20 protein-coding genes and 1 tRNA gene are annotated in these 19536 nt (G+C 70.0%); 7 read left to right on the forward strand and 14 right to left on the reverse strand.

The window, feature by feature from the left end; genetic code table 11:
* Positions 1 to 5: 5 nt before the first annotated feature.
* Positions 6 to 1307 carry a D-amino acid dehydrogenase gene (locus tag BUB57_RS07910; protein WP_073064921.1) on the reverse strand — a complete coding sequence of 434 codons (1302 nt, stop codon included), beginning with the start codon at positions 1305 to 1307 and terminating at the stop codon, positions 6 to 8.
* Positions 1308 to 1615: 308 nt separating this feature from the next.
* Entirely contained in the window at positions 1616 to 2422 is an 807-nt protein-coding gene (gene dapB / locus BUB57_RS07915; RefSeq protein ID WP_073065547.1) for a 4-hydroxy-tetrahydrodipicolinate reductase, read from the reverse strand.
* Positions 2423 to 2498: 76 nt separating this feature from the next.
* On the opposite strand from dapB, the gene rbfA reads away from it, so the two are divergent.
* From rbfA to truB, 3 genes are read left to right on the forward strand one after another with little or no spacing between them, the layout of a single operon-like run.
* The gene (rbfA, locus tag BUB57_RS07920; protein ID WP_073064924.1) at positions 2499 to 2927 is read left to right on the forward strand and encodes a 30S ribosome-binding factor RbfA; all 429 of its coding nucleotides are present in this window, start codon (positions 2499 to 2501) and stop codon (positions 2925 to 2927) included.
* Positions 2917 to 3672, forward strand: coding sequence for a phosphodiester glycosidase family protein (locus BUB57_RS07925; protein ID WP_073064928.1), 756 nt, complete (start codon positions 2917 to 2919; stop codon positions 3670 to 3672). The genes rbfA and BUB57_RS07925 overlap by 11 nt, the downstream gene beginning before the upstream one ends.
* Entirely contained in the window at positions 3672 to 4565 is an 894-nt protein-coding gene (gene truB, locus BUB57_RS07930) for a tRNA pseudouridine(55) synthase TruB (protein WP_073064931.1), read from the forward strand. The genes BUB57_RS07925 and truB overlap by 1 nt, the downstream gene beginning before the upstream one ends.
* Before the next feature lie 118 nt (positions 4566 to 4683).
* Here the strand turns inward: truB and BUB57_RS07935 are convergent, their stop codons facing one another.
* From BUB57_RS07935 to BUB57_RS07945, 3 genes are all read right to left on the reverse strand, one after another.
* The gene (locus BUB57_RS07935; protein WP_073064934.1) at positions 4684 to 6000 is read right to left on the reverse strand and encodes an MFS transporter; all 1317 of its coding nucleotides are present in this window, start codon (positions 5998 to 6000) and stop codon (positions 4684 to 4686) included.
* An 82-nt stretch (positions 6001 to 6082) separates the two neighbouring features.
* On the reverse strand, positions 6083 to 6382 hold the full coding sequence (locus BUB57_RS07940; RefSeq protein ID WP_073064937.1) for an HU family DNA-binding protein: 300 nt from the start codon (positions 6380 to 6382) through the stop codon (positions 6083 to 6085).
* A gap of 197 nt (positions 6383 to 6579) precedes the next feature.
* Positions 6580 to 8058, reverse strand: coding sequence for an AMP nucleosidase (locus BUB57_RS07945; RefSeq protein WP_073064940.1), 1479 nt, complete (start codon positions 8056 to 8058; stop codon positions 6580 to 6582).
* A gap of 118 nt (positions 8059 to 8176) precedes the next feature.
* On the opposite strand from BUB57_RS07945, the gene BUB57_RS07950 reads away from it, so the two are divergent.
* On the forward strand, positions 8177 to 9166 hold the full coding sequence (locus tag BUB57_RS07950; RefSeq protein WP_073065550.1) for an LLM class flavin-dependent oxidoreductase: 990 nt from the start codon (positions 8177 to 8179) through the stop codon (positions 9164 to 9166).
* Entirely contained in the window at positions 9163 to 10035 is an 873-nt protein-coding gene (locus tag BUB57_RS07955) for an SDR family oxidoreductase (protein WP_073064942.1), read from the forward strand. Before BUB57_RS07950 ends, BUB57_RS07955 begins: the two co-directional genes overlap by 4 nt.
* On the opposite strand, the gene BUB57_RS07960 is transcribed toward BUB57_RS07955, so the two are convergent.
* From BUB57_RS07960 to dapF, 9 genes are all read right to left on the reverse strand, one after another.
* Positions 10025 to 10645 (reverse strand): SH3 domain-containing protein, encoded by a 621-nt coding sequence (locus BUB57_RS07960; protein ID WP_073064945.1) that lies wholly within the window; start codon positions 10643 to 10645, stop codon positions 10025 to 10027. The two genes, BUB57_RS07955 and BUB57_RS07960, sit on opposite strands and share 11 nt — an antisense overlap.
* 14 nt (positions 10646 to 10659) lie before the next feature.
* Positions 10660 to 11373, reverse strand: a complete 714-nt coding sequence (locus BUB57_RS07965) for a VIT1/CCC1 transporter family protein (protein ID WP_073064949.1) — start codon at positions 11371 to 11373, stop codon at positions 10660 to 10662.
* Between the two features lie 2 nt (positions 11374 to 11375).
* Positions 11376 to 12299, reverse strand: a complete 924-nt coding sequence (locus BUB57_RS07970) for a restriction endonuclease (RefSeq protein ID WP_073064952.1) — start codon at positions 12297 to 12299, stop codon at positions 11376 to 11378.
* Positions 12296 to 14221, reverse strand: coding sequence for a 1-deoxy-D-xylulose-5-phosphate synthase (gene dxs / locus BUB57_RS07975; protein WP_073064956.1), 1926 nt, complete (start codon positions 14219 to 14221; stop codon positions 12296 to 12298). The genes BUB57_RS07970 and dxs overlap by 4 nt, the downstream gene beginning before the upstream one ends.
* A 46-nt stretch (positions 14222 to 14267) precedes the next feature.
* Entirely contained in the window at positions 14268 to 15146 is an 879-nt protein-coding gene (locus BUB57_RS07980) for a polyprenyl synthetase family protein (RefSeq protein ID WP_073064960.1), read from the reverse strand.
* A gap of 2 nt (positions 15147 to 15148) precedes the next feature.
* Entirely contained in the window at positions 15149 to 15391 is a 243-nt protein-coding gene (locus BUB57_RS07985; RefSeq protein WP_073064963.1) for an exodeoxyribonuclease VII small subunit, read from the reverse strand.
* Positions 15388 to 16299, reverse strand: coding sequence for a histone deacetylase family protein (locus tag BUB57_RS07990; RefSeq protein ID WP_073064966.1), 912 nt, complete (start codon positions 16297 to 16299; stop codon positions 15388 to 15390). The genes BUB57_RS07985 and BUB57_RS07990 overlap by 4 nt, the downstream gene beginning before the upstream one ends.
* Positions 16300 to 16467: 168 nt before the next feature.
* Positions 16468 to 17718 carry a tRNA (N(6)-L-threonylcarbamoyladenosine(37)-C(2))-methylthiotransferase MtaB gene (gene mtaB, locus BUB57_RS07995; protein WP_073064968.1) on the reverse strand — a complete coding sequence of 417 codons (1251 nt, stop codon included), beginning with the start codon at positions 17716 to 17718 and terminating at the stop codon, positions 16468 to 16470.
* The gene (gene dapF / locus BUB57_RS08000) at positions 17715 to 18557 is read right to left on the reverse strand and encodes a diaminopimelate epimerase (RefSeq protein WP_073064972.1); all 843 of its coding nucleotides are present in this window, start codon (positions 18555 to 18557) and stop codon (positions 17715 to 17717) included. The genes mtaB and dapF overlap by 4 nt, the downstream gene beginning before the upstream one ends.
* A 97-nt stretch (positions 18558 to 18654) precedes the next feature.
* Between dapF and BUB57_RS08005 the strand changes: the two genes are divergently transcribed.
* Both BUB57_RS08005 and BUB57_RS08010 read left to right on the forward strand, forming a co-directional pair.
* A tRNA-Lys gene (locus tag BUB57_RS08005) sits at positions 18655 to 18729 on the forward strand.
* A gap of 135 nt (positions 18730 to 18864) precedes the next feature.
* Positions 18865 to 19521, forward strand: a complete 657-nt coding sequence (locus BUB57_RS08010) for a DsbA family protein (protein WP_073065553.1) — start codon at positions 18865 to 18867, stop codon at positions 19519 to 19521.
* Positions 19522 to 19536 lie beyond the last annotated feature (15 nt).

The raw sequence follows: 19536 nt of genomic DNA on the forward strand, positions 1-19536 counted from the left end.
GGGCCTCAGGCCGGCGCCGTCTGCGACAGCGGCCGGGCGCGCCCGGCACCGCCGCGCAGATAGCGCGCATACCCCAGGTCGTCGGCGCGGATCTCGGGCTGCCGGCCGCTGATCAGGTCGGCGATCAGCCGCCCCGAGCCCGCCGCCATCGTCCAGCCCAGCGTGCCGTGCCCGGTGTTCAGCCACAGGTTCCCGACCGGGGTCGCCCCCACGATCGGGGTCCCGTCGGGCGTCATCGGCCGCAGCCCGGTCCAGAACGTGGCCTTGTCCAGATCGCCGGCGCCGCCGAACAGCTCGCCCACCGATTTCGCCAGCGTCGCCCGCCGCCGCGGCGACAGCGACAGGTCGAACCCGGCCAGTTCCGCCAGCCCGCCCACGCGGATGCGGTCGCCCAGCCGGGTGATCGCCACCTTGTAGGTTTCGTCCATCACCGTGCTGACCGGGGCGCGGCTTTCGTCGACGATGGGGATGGTCAGCGAATAGCCCTTGACCGGATGCACCGGCAGCCGCAGCCCCAGCGGCGCGACCAGCGGCGGCGAATAGCTGCCCAGCGCCACCACGAACCCGTCCGCCACCAGCCGCCCGGCCGAGGTCTGCACCGCCTCGATCCGCGACGCCGTGCCTTCCAGTGCGTGGATGCTGGTGTCGTAAAGGAAGCGGACCCCCTCGGCCGCGGCCATCGCCGCCAGCGACTGGGTAAAGATCAGGCAGTCGCCGGTCTCGTCCCCCGGCAGGCGCAGCCCGCCCTTCAGCAGGTGGCGGGCATGGGCCAGCCCCGGCTCGACCGCGACGCAGCCGGCGGCGTCCAGAACCTCATGCGCCACGCCGTCGCTGCGCAGCACCTCGATGTCCTTGGCCACCGCGCGCAGCTGCTTGTCCTCGCGGAACACCTGCAGCGTGCCTTGGGTACGCTCGTCGTAGCGGATCCCGGTCTCCGCCCGCAGCGCGCCCAGGCATTCGCGCGAATACATCGCCAGCCGCATCATCCGCGACTTGTTGGTGGCATAGGCGCCCGAAGTGCAGTTCCCCAGCATCTGCAGCATCCAGCGCGCCCGCGCCCGATCGGCCGAGGCGTGCAGCACCAGCGGCGCATGGCGCTGGAACAGCCATTTCAGCGCCTTTTGCGGGATCCCCGGCGCCGCCCATGGGGTCGAGTAGCCCGGCGAGATCTCGCCGGCATTGGCGAACGAGGTCTCCAGCGCCGCGGCGGGCTGACGGTCCACCACCGTCACCTCGTGCCCGGCACGGGCGAGATACCAGGCGCTGGTGACGCCGATCACGCCGGCGCCCAGGATGATGATCTTCATGGCAGCAATCCTCCCCACGGGATATTGCACCGAAGATCGTCCCACCGACGCGGAATGTGCTGCCTGAATTGCCCGGATCTGGCGCAATAGGCGCAAGTTCCTCCGAGATATCTGCAAAACCACGCAACGCTCTTGCGCTGCATTGCAGCAGGGCCGCGAATCGTCCCCCGCGGGGCGCGGTCCCGGCCGCGCCGCGGCCGCATGGGTATTTGGACCAGAAAGAAGTCACTCGCCCCCGCAAGACCGCGGCAGGGCTTCTTTCTGGTTCAAATACCCTGCGACGGCGCAGACAGGCGCAGCCTTGCCGGTTACAGACCCAGCACGTCCGCCATGTCGTATTCCCCCGGCCCCTTGTCCTGTCCCCACAGCGCCGCGCGCAGGGCGCCGCGGGCAAAGATGGCACGGTCGGTGGCCAGGTGGCGCAGCACCACCCGCTCGCCGTCGGCGGCAAAGATCACGTCATGCTCGCCGACGATATCGCCGCCGCGGATCGCCGAGAACCCGATCGAGCCCGGCACCCGCGCGCCGGTGATCCCCTCGCGCGCGGGCACCCGCAGCGTCTCGAACGGGGCGCGGCGGCCCTCGGCGGCGGCCTCGCCCAGCATCAGCGCGGTGCCCGAGGGCGCGTCGACCTTATGGCGGTGGTGCGCCTCGACGATCTCGATGTCCCAGTCCTCGCCCAGCGCCGCGGCCACCCGCCGGGTCAGCCCGACCAGCAGGTTCACCCCCAGGCTCATGTTCCCGGCCCGGACGATCGGCGCATGGCGGGCGGCGGCGGCGATGCGGCGCAAGTCGTCCGCGTCCAGCCCGGTAGTGCCGATCACATGCACCGCCCGCGCCTGCGCCGTAAGTTCCGCATAGGCCACCGTCGCGGCCGGAGAGGTGAAATCGATCAGCGCCTGCGCCTGCGCGATGGTCGCCACCGCGTCGTCGCTGACCGCGATCCCCAGCGCCGCGCCGCCCATGGCGGTGCCCAGGTCCTGCCCCACCCAGGGATGCCCCGCGCGTTCCAGCGCACCCGCCAGCCGGCATGCGTCCGATTCCAGCACCGCCTGCGCCAGCATCCGTCCCATGCGGCCCGACACGCCCGCCACCACGATCCCGGGCTTGTGCATCTGATCCATCGCATCCCCCTTTTGGCAAAGCTCTAGCCCGTTGCGGCGGACCCTGCGACCCCCTAGATGGGGGCTCATGGCAAACAATCGCTTCCAGTCCGGTCACGGCCCCTCGCAGCGCCAGCTGCGCGTGGGCGAGCTGATCCGGCGCACGCTGTCCGACGTGCTGGCGCGCGGCGACGTGCACGACCCGGATCTGAACCGCCACTCAATCACCGTGGGCGAGGTGCGGACCTCGCCCGACCTCAAGGTGGCGACGGCCTATGTGCTGCCGCTGGGCGGGCATGGCGCGGACGAGGCGCTCGAGGCGCTGCGCCGCAATGCGCGCGAACTGCGCCATCTGGTCGCCCGCGGCCTGACGCTGAAATACGCGCCCAGCCTGCGCTTCGTGCTGGACGAGACCTTCGACCGCATGGACGACACCCGCCGCATCCTGTCCGACGAGCGCGTGCGCCGCGATGTCGAGCGTGCGGATGACGGGGACGACGAGGACGATGATCGCTGATCTCAGGCGCCGGCTGGGGCTTGCGATGGGCGCGCTGGTGGCGATGACCCTGCCCGCACTGGCCGACATCTGCGAGACGCAGGAGTTCGAGGGCGTGCGCTACGCCGTCTGCACCGTCACCGGCGACCGGCAGGACCGGCTGCGGCTGTGGCTGGACGACGCCGACGGCCGCCCGCTGGGCGAGTTCCGCGCCGTGCGCCAGCGTCTTGCCCCCGGCGAGGTGCTGGATTTCGCCATGAACGCGGGGATGTATCATGCGGACCTGTCCCCGGTCGGGCTGTTCCGCTCGAACGAGGCGGAACGGGGCCAGGTTGTCACCGCGGGCGGCGGCGGCAATTTCGGGCTGCTGCCGAACGGGGTGTTCTGCGTGGGTGCGAAAGCCCCGTTCCAGGTGATCGAAAGCCGCCGCTTTGCCAGGGTGCAGCCGCAGTGCCGGCTGGCGACCCAATCCGGCCCGCTGCTGCTGATCGACGGCGAGCTGCACCCGCGCTTCCTGCCCGACAGCGACAGCCGTTACATCCGCAACGGCGTCGGCGTGTCGCGCGACATGGCAACGGCGTGGTTCGCGATCTCGGACCGGGCGGTCACCTTTCACCAGTTCGCGCGGTTCTTCCGCGACGGGCTGGGCGCGCGCAATGCGCTGTATTTCGACGGCTCGATCAGCCGGCTTTACGCGCCCGCGCTGGGCCGGGCCGATTGGGGCCGGCGGATGGGTCCGATCATCGGCTATGTGAGCACCCCCTGATGGCACGAAAGAAGGGCCGCGAGATTTCCGGCTGGCTGCTGGTGGACAAGCCCGCAGGCGTGGGCTCGACCGATGTGGTCGGGCGCGTGCGCTGGGCGCTGGACGCGAAAAAGGCCGGCCACGCCGGCACGCTGGACCCCGATGCAACCGGGCTGCTGGCGGTGGCGCTGGGCGAGGCGACCAAGACCGTGCCTTACCTGACCGAGGCGCTGAAGGCCTATGATTTCACGGTGAACTGGGGGGCGGAGACCGCGACCGACGACGCCGCGGGCGAGGTGCTGCGCCGCTCGGATGCCCGCCCCTCGGCGCAGGCGATCCAGGACGCGCTGCCCGCATTCCGCGGCCAGATCATGCAGGTGCCGCCCGCGGTGTCCGCCGTCAAGGTGGACGGGGCGCGCGCCTATACCCTTGCGCGCGAGGGCGAGGATTTCACCCTTGCCGCCCGGCCGCTGTGGGTCGAGGAACTGACGCTGACCGGGGCCCGCGACGATCAGGCCGATCTGCGGCTGGTCTGCGGCAAGGGCGGCTATGTCCGCGCCATCGCCCGCGATCTGGGCCGGGCGCTGGGGTGCCTCGGCCATGTCCACAGCCTGCGCCGGGTCTGGTCGGGCCCCTTCGACGTGGCCGAGGCGATCCCGTTCGAGCGGATCGACCGCGCCGCGCAGGCACAGCTGGAAGGGGCGCTGCTGCCGATCCAGGCGGCACTCGACCTGCCGCAGATGCGCGCCTCCGACCAGGGCGCGGCCCGCATCGCCAACGGCAACCCGGGGCAGGTGCTGGACCATGAAGATTACGGGGCCGAGGTCTGGGTCAGCCACCAGGGCCGGGCCATCGCCATCGGCCGCTACATGGGGGGCGAGGTCCACCCCTCGCGCGTGTTCGTGCGGCCCTGAGCCTGCGGGCCTGCGTCCCTCGTTACCGTTGCAACGGGTATTTGAGCCAGAAAGAAGCCCGCCGCTTTGGTGACTTCTTTCTGGTCCAAATACCCATGCGGCGGCGACGCCAGGCGGGTCAGGCGATCGAGACGCCGCGGGTTTCGCGCCCGATGGCGAATGACAGCACCGCCGCCAGCACCAGAAGCGCCGCGAACAGTCCGATCATCGCGTTGAAGTCGCTGGTCGCCAGCACCGCCAGCACCGAGGGCGCGGCCAGCCCGCCCAGCCGCGCGATCGCCCCGGCCATGCCCATGCCGGTGGCGCGCAGCGTGGTCGGATAGACCTCGGGGGTCAGGGCGTAAAGCGCGCCCCAGGTGCCCAGCAGCGCAAAGCTCATCAGCATCAGCGCCCCGGCGACCAGCAGCGCCGAGCCGGCGGTGACGAAGGCAAGACAGCCCAGCGCCGACAGCATCAGGAAGATGCGCAGCGTCCGCTGCCGCCCCCAATTGTCCACCCCCCAGGCCGCCAGCGCATAGCCGGGCAGCTGCGCCAAGGCGAGCACCACCAGGAAGCCATAGCCGCGGACAAAGCCGAAGCCCTCGGTCGCCAGCTTGCCGGGCAGCCAGACGAAGACGCCGTAATAGCTGAGCGACACCAGGAACCACACCGACAGCACCGCCAGCGTGGTGCGGGCAAGCCCGGGGGCAAGGATGCCGCCCGCCGGCGTGGGCGCGGTGGGCGGCAGGATCAGCCGCGCGCCCTCGGGCAGGGCGGGGGCGCCGTTGGCCACCCGCACCCGGTTGATGATCGCGCGGGCCTGCGGCTCGCGGTCACGGCGCAGCAGATACATGGGCGATTCCGGCACCCACAGCCGCAGGAAGATCCCGATGCAGGCCGGCAGCGCCGCGACGATGTAGATCAGCTTCCACGGCGCCCCCAGCGCCCAGGTTGCCGCCGCCCAGGCGGTCAGCGCCACGATCAGCGTGCCCAGCGCCCAGAACCCCTCCAGCCAGACCAGCCAGCGGCCGCGGTTCTTCGGCGGCAGGAACTCGGCCATCATCGCGTAATCGACCGGCAGCGTGCCGCCCACCGCCGCCCCGGTCAGGAAGCGCAGCGCCAGCAGCCACTGGAAATCGGGCGAGAACGCCGAGGCCAGCCCGAACACCGCGTCGCAGGCCACCGTCACGATCAGCACGTTGCGCCGCCCCACCCGGTCGGCCAGCCGCCCGAACAGCGCAGCCCCCAGGAACATGCCCAGGAAGAACAGCGTCCCGCTTTGCAGCGCCGTGCGCATGTCGAGCCCGAAGCTCGCCGCGATCGAGGGCGCGGCGAACCCCACCGCCACCACCTGCATCGCATCGGCCGCCCAGACCAGCCCGAAGATCGCCATCAGCCGGCGCTGGAAGCGGCCGGCCCCGGCCTCGGACAGGGCGTCGTCGACGGTGATGTTCATGCTGGGCTCATCCCTGAAAGAAAACGAAAAGGGGCCGCGCCCCGGCGCGACCCCGATGATCCTGCCCTGCCGGGACAAAGGGTCAGGCGTTCACGCTGTCCTTCAGCGCCTTGGCGATGGTGACCTTGACCACCTTGTCGGCGGGCTTGGTCATCATTTCCTGGGTCTGCGGATTGCGGACCTGACGCTCGGGGCGGGCGCGGCAGGCGACCTTGCCGATACCGGGCAGGGTCAGGGCGCCGCCCTCGGCCACGGTCCGGGCGACGATCGCCTGAATCGCGTCCAGCGCAGCGGTCGCGGTTTTCTTGTCGCTGCCCATTTCCTCGGCCATCGCAGCCACCAGCTGCGTCTTGGTCATGGGCTTCGCGGGGGCTGTCGCCATGGGAAACTGTCTCCTCGTTGGTGCGCGCGTTGGGTGCGGGCGTTTCCAGTGCCAGTTCTTCCTGGCATTTTTCTGCTACAGCCCGTTTCAACCCGCATTTCAAGCCCTTTCGACGCGATTTGCCCGGTTTCCGGCATGAGTTCGCAAGAAATTCCCGGGCGGTGTGGCCTGATTCCGCCGGTCGCGGGCCTGCTGCGTCACAGGAACGCGGTTTCGTGGAAGGATCGCAGCTTGCGCGAGTGCAGCCGCTCGACCGGCTGCTGGCGCAAAAGCTCCATCGCGCGGACGCCGATGCGCAGGTGGCTGGCGACCTGGCCGCGATAGAATTCGGTGGCCATGCCGGGCAGCTTCAGTTCCCCATGCAGGGGCTTGTCGCTGACGCACAGCAGCGTGCCGTAGGGGACGCGAAAGCGGAAACCGTTGGCGGCGATGGTGGCGCTTTCCATGTCCAGCGCGATGGCGCGGCTGAGGCTGAGCCGGTGCACCGGGGTGTCGCGCAATTCCCAGTTGCGGTTGTCGATGGTGGCCACCGTGCCGGTGCGCATGATCCGCTTGAGCTCGAATCCCTCCAGCCGGGTCACGTCGGCCACCGCATCCTGCAGCGCCACCTGCACCTCGGCCAGCGTCGGCAGCGGCACCCAGACCGGCAGGTCGTCGTCCAGCACATGGTCCAGCCGCAGATAGGCGTGGGCCAGCACGTAATCCCCCAGCCGCTGGCTGTTGCGCAGCCCGGCGCAGTGGCCGACCATCAGCCAGGCATGCGGGCGCAGCACCGCGATATGGTCGGTCGCGGTCTTGGCGTTCGACGGCCCCACCCCGATGTTGACCAGGGTGATCCCCTGCCCGTCGGCGCGTTTCAGGTGATAGGCCGGCATCTGCGGGGATTTCGCGCCGGTGGCGATCACGTCCTCGGGGCGTTCCAGCACCTGATCGCCCGGCGCGACAAAGGCGGTATAGCCCGACGCCGGATCGGCCAGCGCCTGCCGGGCGAAGGCCTCGAACTCGTCCACATAGAACTGGTAGTTGGTGAACAGGACGAAGCTCTGGAAATGCTCGGGCGCGGTGGCGGTGTAATGGGCCAGCCGCGCCAGCGAGTAATCCACCCGCTGCGCGGTAAAGGGGGCCAGCGGCTGGGTGCCGTCATGCGCAGGCTGCGCCACCCCGTTCACGATGTCGTCGTTGGTGGTTTCCAGATCCGGCACGTCGAACACGTCGCGCAGCGAAAACCGCAGCACCCCTTCCTGCGGCACATTCAGGTCCGAGCGGGTCGAGACCGCGAAATGCACCGGAATCGGGGTGTCGCTGTCGCCCACCGCCACCGGCACCCCGTGGTTGCGGATCAGCAGCCCGATCTGCTGGGTCAGATAGTCGCGAAACAGGTCCGGGCGGGTGATGGTCGCGGCATAGCTGCCCGGCAACGCCACATGACCAAAGGCCAGCCGCGTATCCCCATGCGAATGGCTGGCGGTGGTCAGGCGCAGCTCGGGGTAGAAGGCGCGGAACCGCGCCTGCGGCACTCCGCCGTCCAGCGTGCCCAGAAAGCGGTCCAGCAGCCAGCCGGTGGCGCGGGTATAAAGTTCCTCCAGCCGGGCGACCGCGGCGGCGGGGTCGGTGAAATATTCGCGCTCGGCCGGCTCGGGGGTCTCGACCGGCAAGAGACGTGAGGGCTGGTCCATGCAGGGCTCCTTCCGGGGCTGCTCTCTGGCTCCTGTTTCCGGCGCGACAGTGGCAGGCGCCCCGCGCCGAGGCAAGCAACCGCTGGCAAGCGCGCCGCCGCGCGACTATCTGGAAGTCATGGACATCTCGATTCTGGATCTGGCGCCGGTGCCCGAGGGCTCGGACACGCGCACCGCCATCGCCAGCAGCGTGGGGCTGGCACAGGCGGCCGAGGGCTGGGGCTATCGCCGCTACTGGCTGGCCGAACACCACAACATGCCGGGCATCGCCAGCGCCGCCACCGCGGTGCTGATCGGCCATATCGCCGACCATACGCGCAGGATCCGGGTCGGCGCGGGCGGGATCATGCTGCCGAACCACGCGCCGCTGGCGGTGGCCGAGGCGTTCGGGACGCTGGCCACCATCCACGGCCCGCGCATCGACCTGGGGCTGGGGCGGGCGCCGGGCGGCGACGGGGCGGTGATGCACGCGCTGCGCCGCGGCCAGTCCCGCAACGAGGATTTCCCCAACGACGTGGTGGAGCTGCTGTCCTATCTGGGGCCCGCGCGCCCCGGGGCGGCGGTGGCGGCGCATCCCGGACAAGGCACGAATGTGCCGGTGTGGATCCTCGGGTCGTCGCTTTACGGCGCCAGCCTCGCCGCGGCGCTGGGGCTGCCCTATGCGTTCGCCTCGCATTTCGCTCCCGATGCGCTGGATCAGGCGCTGGCGCTTTACCGCGAACGCTTCCAGCCGGGGCCGTGGGGCGATGCGCCCCGCTTCATGCTGGCCGCCAACCTGATCGCCGCCGACACCGACGCGGCCGCGCGCAAGCTGCGCACCAGCTCGCAGATTTCCTTCTACCGGCTGCGGACCGGCAGCCCGGGGCTGCTGCCGGCGCCGGTGGACGATCTCGACGCCGTGGTGCCGGCGCAATATCAGTCCAGCGTGGACCGGGTGCTCAGCATCAGCGCGGTGGGTGCGCCCGAAACGGTCAAGGCGCAGCTCGATGCGCTGGTCGCGCGCTACCGCCCCGACGAGCTGATCCTGACCGGCAATATCTGGGACCCGGACGCGCGGATGCGGTCCTTCGCCATCGGGGCCGAGGTGATGGGGCTGTCGCGGGCATGAGCGCCGCGCCGCATCTGGTCGTCCTCGGCCACGGCTATTCCGCCGGCTACCTGACTCCGCTGCTGGTCGCGCAGGGCTGGACCGTCACCGGCACCACCCGCGACGACCCCGCCCGCATCAAAGCCACCGGCGCGCAGCCGCGGCGCTGGCCGGGGGATGAGGACGCGCTGCGGACACGGATCGCCCGCGCCGACGCGATCCTTGTCAGCGCCGGCCCGGATGCGGGCGAATGCCCGGCGCTGCGCGACTTCGCCGCCGCCATCGCGGCAAGCCCGGCGCGCTGGCTGGGGTATCTGTCCACCACCGGCGTCTATGGCGACCGGCAGGGCGGCTGGGTGGACGAGGATTCGCCGCTGACCCCCGCCACAAGGCGCGGCCACGACCGGGTGGCGGCTGAAACCGCGTGGCAGGCGCTGGCCGCCGCGCATGGGCTGCCGCTGCATATCTTCCGCCTGGCCGGGATCTACGGCCCCGGCCGCGGCCCCTTTGCCAAGGTCCGCGCCGGCACCGCGCGGCGCATCGTCAAGCCGGGGCAGGTATTTTCCCGCATCCATGTGCAGGACATCGCGCAGGTGCTGGCGGCCTCGATCGCGCGGCCCTTCCCCGGCGCCATCTACAACGTCTGCGACGACGACCCCGCCCCGCCCGAGGAAGTGCTGGAGCACGCCGCCACCCTGCTGGGCCTGCGCCCGCCCCCGCCCGAGGATTTCGCCACCGCCGAGATGACGCCGATGGCCCGCAGCTTCTACGCCGAAAGCAAGCGCGTTGCGAACGACCGCATCAAGCGCGAGCTGGGGGTGCGGCTGATCCACCCAGACTATCGCAGCGGGCTGGCGGCGATGCTGGCCGCGGAAGCCGCTACTGGGTAAGCCGGCAGCAGCCGTTTTCCATCCGCGAGGCCTGGCCCGCGCCCTCGAACAGCAGCGTCGCCGACAGGCCAAAGGCCCGGTCCGACATCCCGTCGCTGCATTGCGCCGGATAGGGCGCGGGGTGCAGCACCACGGTCAGCCGGCCGCCCTCATCCCCCGCCACGATGCTGCGCGCCGGGCTGTGCTGGCTGGGGTTGTCCACCACCGCGCGCCGCTGCAGCAGGCGCGATGCCTCGGGCGTCTCATGGACCAGATTGCCGCCGACCTGCCGCAGCGACCAGAACGGCTCGGTCCCCAGGCAGTTCAGCGTGGCCGGCACCTGACCCGCCTGCCAAACATCCGCGCGTTCCTTCAGATAGCGCATGTTGACCCAGCCGGACCGCTCGTGGGTATTGACCAGCCCCCAGCCCGACCGGACCGCAACCACCTCGACCCCCTTCGCATCGGGCGCCAGCTCGGACAGGATCGAGGACGAGGCGTCCGGCATCGCCCGCACGTTCAGCCGGTCGTTCGCCGCAACCCCGGTCACGTCGAACAGCGTCGGCAGCATGGTCTGGGCGCCGGCGGGCAGCGCGGCGAACAGCGACAGGATCAGGGCAACAAGGCGCATGGGAACCCCCAGGATCAGATGACAGCCCCGAAGACATGGCCGATCGCTGCCGTGATCGCCATGGCGAAAACCCCCCAGACCAACACACGTCCGAGAGCGGGCAGCACCGGCGCCCCCCCCGCGCGCGCGCCCAGCACCCCCAGCGCCGCCAGCGCCAGCAGCGTGACCACCAGCACCACCGGCACCATCACCGCCGCCGGCGCCAGCACCGAAGCCAGTACCGGGATCCCCCCCGCCACGGTGAAGGTCACGCCCGAGGCCAGCGCCGCCTGCATCGGGTTGGCGGAAAGCTCGTCGGTCAGCCCCAGCTCGTCGCGCAGATGCGCGCCCAGCGCGTCATGCTCGGTCAGCTCGCAGGCGACCAGCAGCGCGGTGTCGGGGGCCAGCCCGCGGCCGATGTAGATCTGGACCAGCTCCTCCAACTCGATCTCGGGCTCGTGGTGCAGGGCCTGGCGCTCGCGGTGGATATCGGCGGCCTCGATATCGGCCTGCGAGCTGACGCTGACATATTCCCCCGCCGCCATCGACAGCGCGCCCGCGGTCAGCCCCGCCACCCCGGCCAGCGCCACCGCCTGCGGGTCCGGCCCCGCCGCCGCCACCCCCACCAGCAGCGACGACATCGACACGATCCCGTCGTTCGCCCCCAGCACCGCCGCCCGCAACCAGTTGGAACGGTTGATGTAATGCGGATCGTCGGGATGGGCGGAGGGGTGGGTGTTGCGGGTCACTTTTAAACGGATTCAAAGAAGTTCGCATCTATTGAACGCAAGACATAAGTCTTTTCTATTACGACGCCAACGCCGTGATCGATCATAAGCCGCGCCAGTCTTGCCCCGTCTATAAGCACAACACGCTGCTGGACTCGTCGCACATACTCCCTTGCCTCCTTGGAAAAGGTCGAAGTGGTGACGAAAACCCCTTTCGTCGCGCTTTCACCCGTCATAGACCCCACAAAGGCCTGTAGCGCGGGACGGCCAACAGTATTTTCTAGCGCGTAACGTTTTGCCTGAATATAAACAGCATCGAGACCAAGCTTGTCTTCGTTGACTACTCCGTCAATCCCGCCATCACCCGACTTTCCAATAGCTTGCCCCATTTCGGCCCGGCCGTCACCATAGCCCATTGCAATCAAGAGCTCGACGATAAGCTGCTCAAACCGCGCGGCCGTAAGGGACATGACTTGTTCGAGCAATTCTTCGGCCAATCCCAGGTCCAGCTGCACATATGCGGCTTCTATTCGTTCTTCCGGTGTTTCCGCCTTCCCTTCCTCTATGGGAAGGCTTTCCTTGATGGCCCCGGGAATTTGCTGTGATTGCCACGTCTGATAAAGTGGGTACTGGGCAAGGGCCACTTTGTCGATGCGCTCCGGGTTTGTCTTTAGAAGATCTTTGCCTAGCGCAGTGATACGATAGCGGCCCCATGCAACAGGCTCGACCAAACCAGCGTGCTTCATGTAATTGCGCGCCCAATGCATACGATTACTGATGGTAGTCTGCTTTCCACTTGGCAAAAGCATCTCCATCTGTTCGTCGCTCAAAGAAAAACGGACTTGTATTTCCGGCAAAGAATCTTTGACCGTCTCGCGACCGTTCGCAATCAGCTCAAGAACAGGGAGCATGAGTTCTTCAAAGCGTGGAAGTTCGAGCGCGCTCATGCTCTTTTCCCGGAAAGTTGCATCACGCCCAGAACCTCCAGCACCTTCGCCTCGATCTGCGGGGCGTTCATCGCGGCGGCGCGATACATCGCCTCGGGGCTGGCGTGGTCGATGAAGGTGTCGGGCAGCACCATGCTGCGGAAGCGGAAGCCGCGGTCGAACACGCCCTCATCGGCCAGCAGCTGCGCGACATGGCTGCCGAAACCGCCGATGGCGCCCTCTTCGATGGTGATCAGCGCCTCGTGTTCGCGCACCAGCCGCAGGATCAGCTCGCGGTCCAGCGGCTTGGCGAAACGCGCATCGGCCACGGTCGGGGCCAACCCGCGGGCGGCCAGCGATTCGCGCGCCGCCAGCACCTCGGCCAGCCGCGCGCCAAAGGACAGGATCGCGACGCGCCCGCCCTCGGCCACGATGCGGCCGCGGCCGATTTCCAGCGGGACGCCGCGTTCGGGCAGCTCGACCCCGGTGCCCTCGCCGCGCGGGAAGCGGAAGGCCGAGGGCCGGTCGTCCAGCGCCGCGGCGGTGGCGACCATGTGGACCAGCTCGGCCTCGTCCGCCGCGGCCATGACCACGAAACCGGGCAGGTTGGCGAGATATGCCACGTCATAGGCACCGGCATGGGTGGCGCCGTCGGCACCCACCAGCCCGGCGCGGTCGATGGCGAACCGCACCGGCAGGCGCTGGATCGCCACGTCATGCACCACCTGATCATAGCCGCGCTGCAGGAACGTCGAATAGATCGCGCAGAACGGGCGCATCCCGCCCGCGGCCAGCCCGGCGGAAAACGTCACTGCGTGCTGTTCGGCGATGCCGACGTCGAAGCAGCGGCGCGGGAAGCGCTCGGCGAACAGGTTCAACCCGGTGCCGTCGGGCATGGCGGCAGTGATCGCCACGATCTTTTCGTCACGCTCGGCCTGCGCGATCAGCGATTTCGCGAAGACGCTGGTATAGCTGGGGGCGTTGGATTTCGCCTTGGCCTGCACCCCGGTCACCACGTCGAAGCGCGCGGTGGCGTGGCCGCGGTCGCTGGCATTTTCGGCGGGCGCATAGCCCTTGCCCTTTTTCGTCACCGCATGGATCAGCACCGGCCCGGTGGCCCGCGCCCGCACCGTGCGCAGCAGCGGCAACAGCTGGTCCAGGTCATGCCCGTCCACCGGGCCGATATAGGAAAACCCCAGCTCTTCGAACATGGTGCCGCCGATGGTCAGGCCCTTCAGCATTTCCTTGGCGCGCCGGGCGCCTTCCTGCATCGGCGGGGGCAGCAGGCTGACCGCACCCTTGGCCGCGGCCTTCAGCTCCTGAAACGGGCCGCGGGTATAAAGCCGGGTCAGATAGGACGACAGCGCCCCGGTCGGCGGCGCGATCGACATCTCGTTGTCGTTCAGGATCACGAACAGACGCGTGCCCAGATGGCCGGCGTTGTTCAGCGCCTCGAAGGCCATGCCGCCCGACATGGCCCCGTCGCCGATCACCGCCACCGCATCGCCCGGATCGCCGCCCAGATCGCGCGCCGCCGCAAACCCCAGCGCCGCCGAGATCGAGGTCGAGCTGTGCCCCGCCCCGAACGGGTCATGCGGGCTTTCGCTGCGCTTGGTGAAACCGGACAGACCGCCCTCGGTCCGCAGGGTGCGGATACGGTCGCGCCGCCCGGTCAGGATCTTGTGCGGGTAGCACTGGTGGCCCACGTCCCAGATGATCTTGTCGCGCGGGCTGTCGAACACCGCGTGCAGCGCCACGGTCAGCTCGACCACCCCCAGCCCGGCACCCAGGTGCCCGCCGGTCACGCTGACCGCGCTGATGGTTTCCGCGCGCAGCTCGGCGGCCAGCTGGTGCAGCTGGCGGTCGCTCAGCGCCTTGAGGTCCGCGGGCGAGGTCACCCGGTCCAGCATCGGCGTGTCGGGTCGCGGCGGCAATTCGGTCATGAGGGGCCCCTTTTCACGGGCAGTCGGCGCCCGCGGCTCGCCGTGGTCAGGTCTGGCGGTGGATAACGAAACGCGCCAGCGCCCGCAAGTTTCCCGCGGCTTCGTGATCCCCGAACGGGTCCAGCGCAGCTTCGGCGCGGGCGACCATGGCGGCGGCGCGGGCGCGCGCCTCGTCCAGCCCCAGCAGCGACACGAATGTGGCCTTGCCGGCGGCCAGGTCCTTGCCGGTGCGCTTGCCGGTCTGCTCGGCGCTGCCGGTCACGTCGAGGATGTCGTCGGCGATCTGGAACGCCAGCCCCAGATTGGTGGCGTATTCCTCCAGCGGCGCGGGATCGGCCCCGGCCAGCACCGCACCCGCCGTGGCGGCAAAGCGGATCAGCGCCCCGGTCTTGGCCTGCTGCAGCGCCTCGGTCGCGGCCAGGTCCAGCGCGGTGCCGGCGGTCCCGGCCGCGATATCCTGCGCCTGCCCCCAGACCATGCCCTGCGCCCCCGCCGCCGCGGCCAGCCGCGCGACCAGCGCGATCCGGGTCTCGGCCGGGCCGACCACGGGATCAGCCAGCACCGCAAACGCCTGCGCCTGCAGGGCATCGCCCGCCAGAATTGCCGTCGCCTCGGACCAGCGGATATGGCAGGTGGGCTGGCCCCGGCGCAGGTCGTCGTCGTCCATTGCGGGCAGGTCGTCGTGGACCAGGCTGTAGGCGTGGACCAGCTCTACCGCCACCGCCACCGGCATCGCCTGCGCCTGAGGAACCCCGTGCAGCCGCGCCGATTCCAGAACCAGCAGCGCCCGCACCCGCTTGCCGCCGGCGCTGGCATAGCGCATCGCATCCGCCAGATCGCCCGGCGGCAGCCCCGCCAGCGCCGCGCCGATGGCATCCGCCACCGCCGCCTCGACCGAGGCGCGCAAACCGTCCAGCCGGTCCACCCTTACAGCCCTTCGACCGGCGTGGTCCCCGCGGGCTCGCCGCTGGCGGACAGCATGATCTTTTCGACCCGCTCCTCCGCCTGCCGCAGCCGGCGTTCGCAATGGGCGCGCAGCCTGGCGCCGCGTTCGTACAACGCGATGGATTGTTCCAGCGTGGCGTCGCCGTGTTCCAGCTTGCCGACGACGGATTCGAGCTCCTTCATCGCATCCTCGAACGACATGCTGTCGATTTCGGCGTCGGTCATGCCGCAATTCCCCCAAGCGTGGTGACATGTGCCCGGACCGAACGGCCCAGCGCCGGCAGATCATAGCCCCCTTCGAGGACCGAGACCACCGGCGCCGCGCCCGCAGCATCAACGATCATCGCGGTGATGGCGGCGAAATCGGATTCGTCCCAGTTCAGCGAGGCCAGCGGGTCCGCCGCGTGGGCATCGAACCCGGCCGAGACGACCACCAGCCCCGGCGCCCAGTCCCGCAGCCGCGCGGCGATGGTGGTCCACGCCGCCCGCGCCTCGGCCCCGCCGGAACCGGGCCGCAGCGGCAGGTTCAGCATCTGCCCATGCGCGCCCTGTTCGCTGGCCGCCCCGGTGCCCGGATACAGCGGCATCTGGTGGGTCGAGGCAAAGAACGCGCGTTTTTCCGTCCACAGCAGGTCCTGGGTGCCGTTGCCGTGGTGGACATCGAAATCCAGCACCGCCACCCGGTCCAGCCCGTGATGGTCCAGCGCCCGTTTCGCCGCAATGGCAGCAGTGCCGAGGATGCAGAACCCCATCGGCGTTTCACGCTCGGCATGATGCCCCGGCGGGCGCATGGCGACAAAGGCGCTGCGATCCTCGCCCGCCAGAGCCGCATCGACGGCCGCGCAGCCCGCGCCCACAGCCCGCAGCGCCGCATCGAGACTGCCCGGCGACAGCCAGGTGTCCCCGTCCAGCGCCACCTGTCCCTGCGCCGGGACCGCGGCGCGTAAGCGGGTCAGGTAGCGTTCGGGGTGACAGCGCAGCACATCGGCATCATCGGCCAGCGGCGCCTCGCGGTGCACCAGCGGCAGGTCCGCCAGCGCGTCCAGCACCGCGCGGTGCCGCGCCACCTGCTCGGGGTGACCGGGGGGCGTGGCGTGGCGTTCGGACGCTGGGTGGGTATAGAGGATCGTCATGCGCCAAGGCTAAGGCCAAGCGGGCGGCGTGCGCAAATCCTATCCGGGCCTCGCGGCGCCGGTGGCGGCGTGGCAATGGGTATTTGGGCCAGAAAGAAGTCACTGGCGCTGCGGATGGGCTTCTTTCTGGTATAAATACCCATCCGGCCGCAACGCGGGGGCAACGGGTCAGGCGGTCAGCCGCGCCCCGTCGTGGCCTGTGATCACAAGATCCAGCAGCGCGCCTTCGGGCATGTCGCGGGTCAGCGCGACCTCGGTGAACTGCTCGGTGCGGCCGATGTGGGGGCCTTCGGTCAGGATGCGGTGGGTTCGGCCCAGTTGCGCGTCCAGATGCGCGCGCAGAGCCGCGTCGCCCGCAGCCCGCAGCCGCGCGGCGCGTTCGCGGATCGCCGGGCCGGGGACGGCGGGCATCCGTGCGGCCGGGGTGCCCTTGCGCGGGCTGTAGGGGAACACATGCAGGAAGGTCAGCCCGCAATCCTCGACCAGCTTCAGCGAGTTCTGGAAATGCGCCTCGGTTTCCGTGGGGAAGCCCGCGATGATGTCGGCGCCGAACACGATGTCGGGGCGCAGGCAGCGGGTTTCCTGGCAGAAGCGGATGGCGTCGTCGCGCAGGTGGCGGCGCTTCATCCGTTTCAGGATCAGGTCGTCGCCGTGCTGCAGCGACAGGTGCAGATGCGGCATCAGCCGCGGCTCGGTCGCGATCGCCTCGACCAGCTCGGGGTCGGCCTCGATCGAATCGATCGAGGAGATGCGCAGCCGCGGCAGGTCCGGCACCATCTTCAGGATCCGGCGCACCAGATTGCCCAGCCGCGGCGCCGCCGGCAGGTCAGCGCCCCAACTGGTCAGGTCGACCCCGGTCAGCACCACCTCGTTGAAGCCGCGGTCGCGCAGGCGCTTGATCTGCTCGACCACCACCCCGGCCGGGACCGAGCGCGAATTGCCGCGACCGTAAGGGATGATGCAGAAGGTGCAGCGGTGGTCGCAGCCGTTCTGCACCTGCACATAGGCGCGATGCCGGCCGAAGCCGTCGATCAGGTGGCCGGCGGTCTCGCGCACCGACATGATGTCGTCGACCATCACCCGCTCGGTCCCGAAATCGGGGGCGGCCAGCGCCGACCAGGTGGCGGGCTGCATCTTTTCGTGGTTGCCGATGACGCGGGCGACCTCGGGCATGGCGGCGAAGGTCTCGGGCTCGGTCTGCGCGGCGCAGCCGGTGACGATGATCGGGGCGCCGGGGTTTTCGCGGGCAAGCCGGCGGATTTCCTGGCGGGCCTTGCGCACCGCCTCGGCCGTGACCGCGCAGGTGTTCACGATCACCGCGCCTTGCAGCCCGGCGGCCTCGGCCATCTCGGCCATCGCCTCGGATTCATAGGCGTTCAGCCGGCAGCCCAGCGTGGCGAGGATCGGGGCCGCGCTCATCCGACCGCCGCCAGCCAGTCGGGGGACAGCACCCCGTCAAAGACCCGCGCCACCGGACCGGACAGCCAGACGCCATCGTCGCGCCAGTCCACCGTCAGGGTGCCGCCGTCCAGATCCAGCACCACCCGCCGCCCGGTCAGCCCGCGCCGATGCGCCGCCACCGCCACCGCGCAGGCGCCCGAGCCGCAGGCCAGCGTCACGCCCGCACCGCGTTCCCACACCCGCATCCGCAGGTGGTCGGGGCCGGTCAGGCTGGCGAATTCCACGTTGGTGCGCTGGGGAAACAGCGGGTGATTCTCGATCCGCGGGCCCAGGATTTCCAGCGGCACCACCTCGGCGTCATCGACAAAGAACACGCAATGCGGGTTGCCCATGCCGACGGCCGCGGGCGTCAGCTCCAGCGGCAGGGCGTCGGTGTCGACCTCTTGCGCCAGCGGTATCTGGTCCCACGCCAGCTGCGGCGGCCCCATGTTGACGTGGACCGCGCCGCCGTCGTGCCGCGCCTCCAGCATCCCGCGGCCCGTGGCGAAACGCACCCGGTCGCGGCCCAGCTCGCGCAGCATCAGGTCGGCCACGCAGCGCGAGGCATTGCCGCAGGCCCCGGCCTGAGACCCGTCGGCGTTCCAGAAATCCAGCCGGTAGTCGGCGTCCTGATGCGGCAGGATCTCGGCCAGCTGGTCGAAACCCACGCCGCGGTTGCGGTCGCCCAGCGCCCGCGCCAGCGCCGGCGTCATCCGCCGCGCCGGTTCGGCGCGCGAATCGATCACCACGAAATCATTGCCGGCCCCGTGCATCTTGATGAAGCCGAGGCCGCCCGAGGGGCGCTGAAGCTGGTCCATCGCCGCGATATACGCCTGCCCTCGCAATTCCGCCAGAGGTCGGGTCTTTTCCGCTTGACCCCGTTTGCACCTGTGTTTAGGGACACGCCCTGTGTTGGGGCCCGTAGCTCAGTGGTAGAGCAACTGACTTTTAATCAGTGGGTCGTTGGTTCGATCCCAACCGGGCTCACCACCTGACTTTCGGAAACCGCCGGCGGATAATTCTGCCGGCGGTTTCTGCATGTTGGGGTGCGTGACGGGCTGTGATCACAAGGGGGCGGCTGACGGGAGCGGCGGCATCCGCCATGCCGGACGGACGGAGATGCAGATGGACAACACGCGGCGGATGATGCTGGGCGCGGGCGGGGCGCTGGTGCTGGCCGGGTTCGTCGGCGGCGGCATGGCGCTGCGCCGGCGCGCGGCCGAACTGGCGGATACCGAGGTGCTGACCGATCCCGACAGCCCGCTGCTGGGCAATCCGGCGGGCGACGTGACCATCGTCGAGTTCTTCGATTACCAATGCCCGTTCTGCAAGCGCGGGCACGAGGACTTGCTGGCGCTGGTGGCCGAGGACGGCAACATCCGGCTGATGATGCGCGACTGGCCGGTGTTCGGCGCGCCGTCGGTGCTGGCGGCGCAGCTGGTGCTGGGGGCGGCCTCGCTGGGCGCCTATGCGCCCGCCCACCGCGCGCTGATGGCGACCGAGGGGCGGCTGGCCGCCCCCCAGATCCGCCGGGCGCTGGCCGGCGCGGGCGTCGATCACATCGCGGCCGAGGATGCGTTCCGCCGCGACCGCGGCCGCTGGGACGGGTTGTTGTCGCGCAGCGCGGCCCATGCGGCGCGGATGGGGCTGCAGGGCACGCCCAGCTTTGCGATCGGCCCGACGCCGCAGCCGGGGGACACCGCCACACCCCAGCCCGCCGTCTATCGCGGCGCCATGAGCATCCCGGCGCTGCGCCGCGCCGTGGCGCGCGCCCGGGGCTGAGGGCCCGCTACGGCG

Source organism: Paracoccus solventivorans (assembly GCF_900142875.1).
Lineage (GTDB): Bacteria > Pseudomonadota > Alphaproteobacteria > Rhodobacterales > Rhodobacteraceae > Paracoccus > Paracoccus solventivorans.

What these genes read in the sequence shown, in the direction of transcription:
- BUB57_RS07950 (WP_073065550.1), top strand. Translation starts at nt 8,177, where the DNA reads ATGGACATCTCGATTCTGGATCTGGCGCCGGTGCCCGAGGGCTCGGAC.
- BUB57_RS07925 (WP_073064928.1), top strand. Translation starts at nt 2,917, where the DNA reads ATGATCGCTGATCTCAGGCGCCGGCTGGGGCTTGCGATGGGCGCGCTG.
- dapB (WP_073065547.1), bottom strand. Translation starts at nt 2,422, where the DNA reads ATGCACAAGCCCGGGATCGTGGTGGCGGGCGTGTCGGGCCGCATGGGA.
- truB (WP_073064931.1), top strand. Translation starts at nt 3,672, where the DNA reads ATGGCACGAAAGAAGGGCCGCGAGATTTCCGGCTGGCTGCTGGTGGAC.
- BUB57_RS07945 (WP_073064940.1), bottom strand. Translation starts at nt 8,058, where the DNA reads ATGGACCAGCCCTCACGTCTCTTGCCGGTCGAGACCCCCGAGCCGGCC.
- BUB57_RS07985 (WP_073064963.1), bottom strand. Translation starts at nt 15,391, where the DNA reads ATGACCGACGCCGAAATCGACAGCATGTCGTTCGAGGATGCGATGAAG.
- BUB57_RS07990 (WP_073064966.1), bottom strand. Translation starts at nt 16,299, where the DNA reads ATGACGATCCTCTATACCCACCCAGCGTCCGAACGCCACGCCACGCCC.
- BUB57_RS07940 (WP_073064937.1), bottom strand. Translation starts at nt 6,382, where the DNA reads ATGGCGACAGCCCCCGCGAAGCCCATGACCAAGACGCAGCTGGTGGCT.
- dxs (WP_073064956.1), bottom strand. Translation starts at nt 14,221, where the DNA reads ATGACCGAATTGCCGCCGCGACCCGACACGCCGATGCTGGACCGGGTG.
- BUB57_RS07910 (WP_073064921.1), bottom strand. Translation starts at nt 1,307, where the DNA reads ATGAAGATCATCATCCTGGGCGCCGGCGTGATCGGCGTCACCAGCGCC.
- BUB57_RS07970 (WP_073064952.1), bottom strand. Translation starts at nt 12,299, where the DNA reads ATGAGCGCGCTCGAACTTCCACGCTTTGAAGAACTCATGCTCCCTGTT.
- mtaB (WP_073064968.1), bottom strand. Translation starts at nt 17,718, where the DNA reads ATGAGCGCGGCCCCGATCCTCGCCACGCTGGGCTGCCGGCTGAACGCC.
- BUB57_RS08010 (WP_073065553.1), top strand. Translation starts at nt 18,865, where the DNA reads ATGGACAACACGCGGCGGATGATGCTGGGCGCGGGCGGGGCGCTGGTG.
- rbfA (WP_073064924.1), top strand. Translation starts at nt 2,499, where the DNA reads ATGGCAAACAATCGCTTCCAGTCCGGTCACGGCCCCTCGCAGCGCCAG.
- dapF (WP_073064972.1), bottom strand. Translation starts at nt 18,557, where the DNA reads ATGGACCAGCTTCAGCGCCCCTCGGGCGGCCTCGGCTTCATCAAGATG.
- BUB57_RS07960 (WP_073064945.1), bottom strand. Translation starts at nt 10,645, where the DNA reads ATGCGCCTTGTTGCCCTGATCCTGTCGCTGTTCGCCGCGCTGCCCGCC.
- BUB57_RS07935 (WP_073064934.1), bottom strand. Translation starts at nt 6,000, where the DNA reads ATGAACATCACCGTCGACGACGCCCTGTCCGAGGCCGGGGCCGGCCGC.
- BUB57_RS07955 (WP_073064942.1), top strand. Translation starts at nt 9,163, where the DNA reads ATGAGCGCCGCGCCGCATCTGGTCGTCCTCGGCCACGGCTATTCCGCC.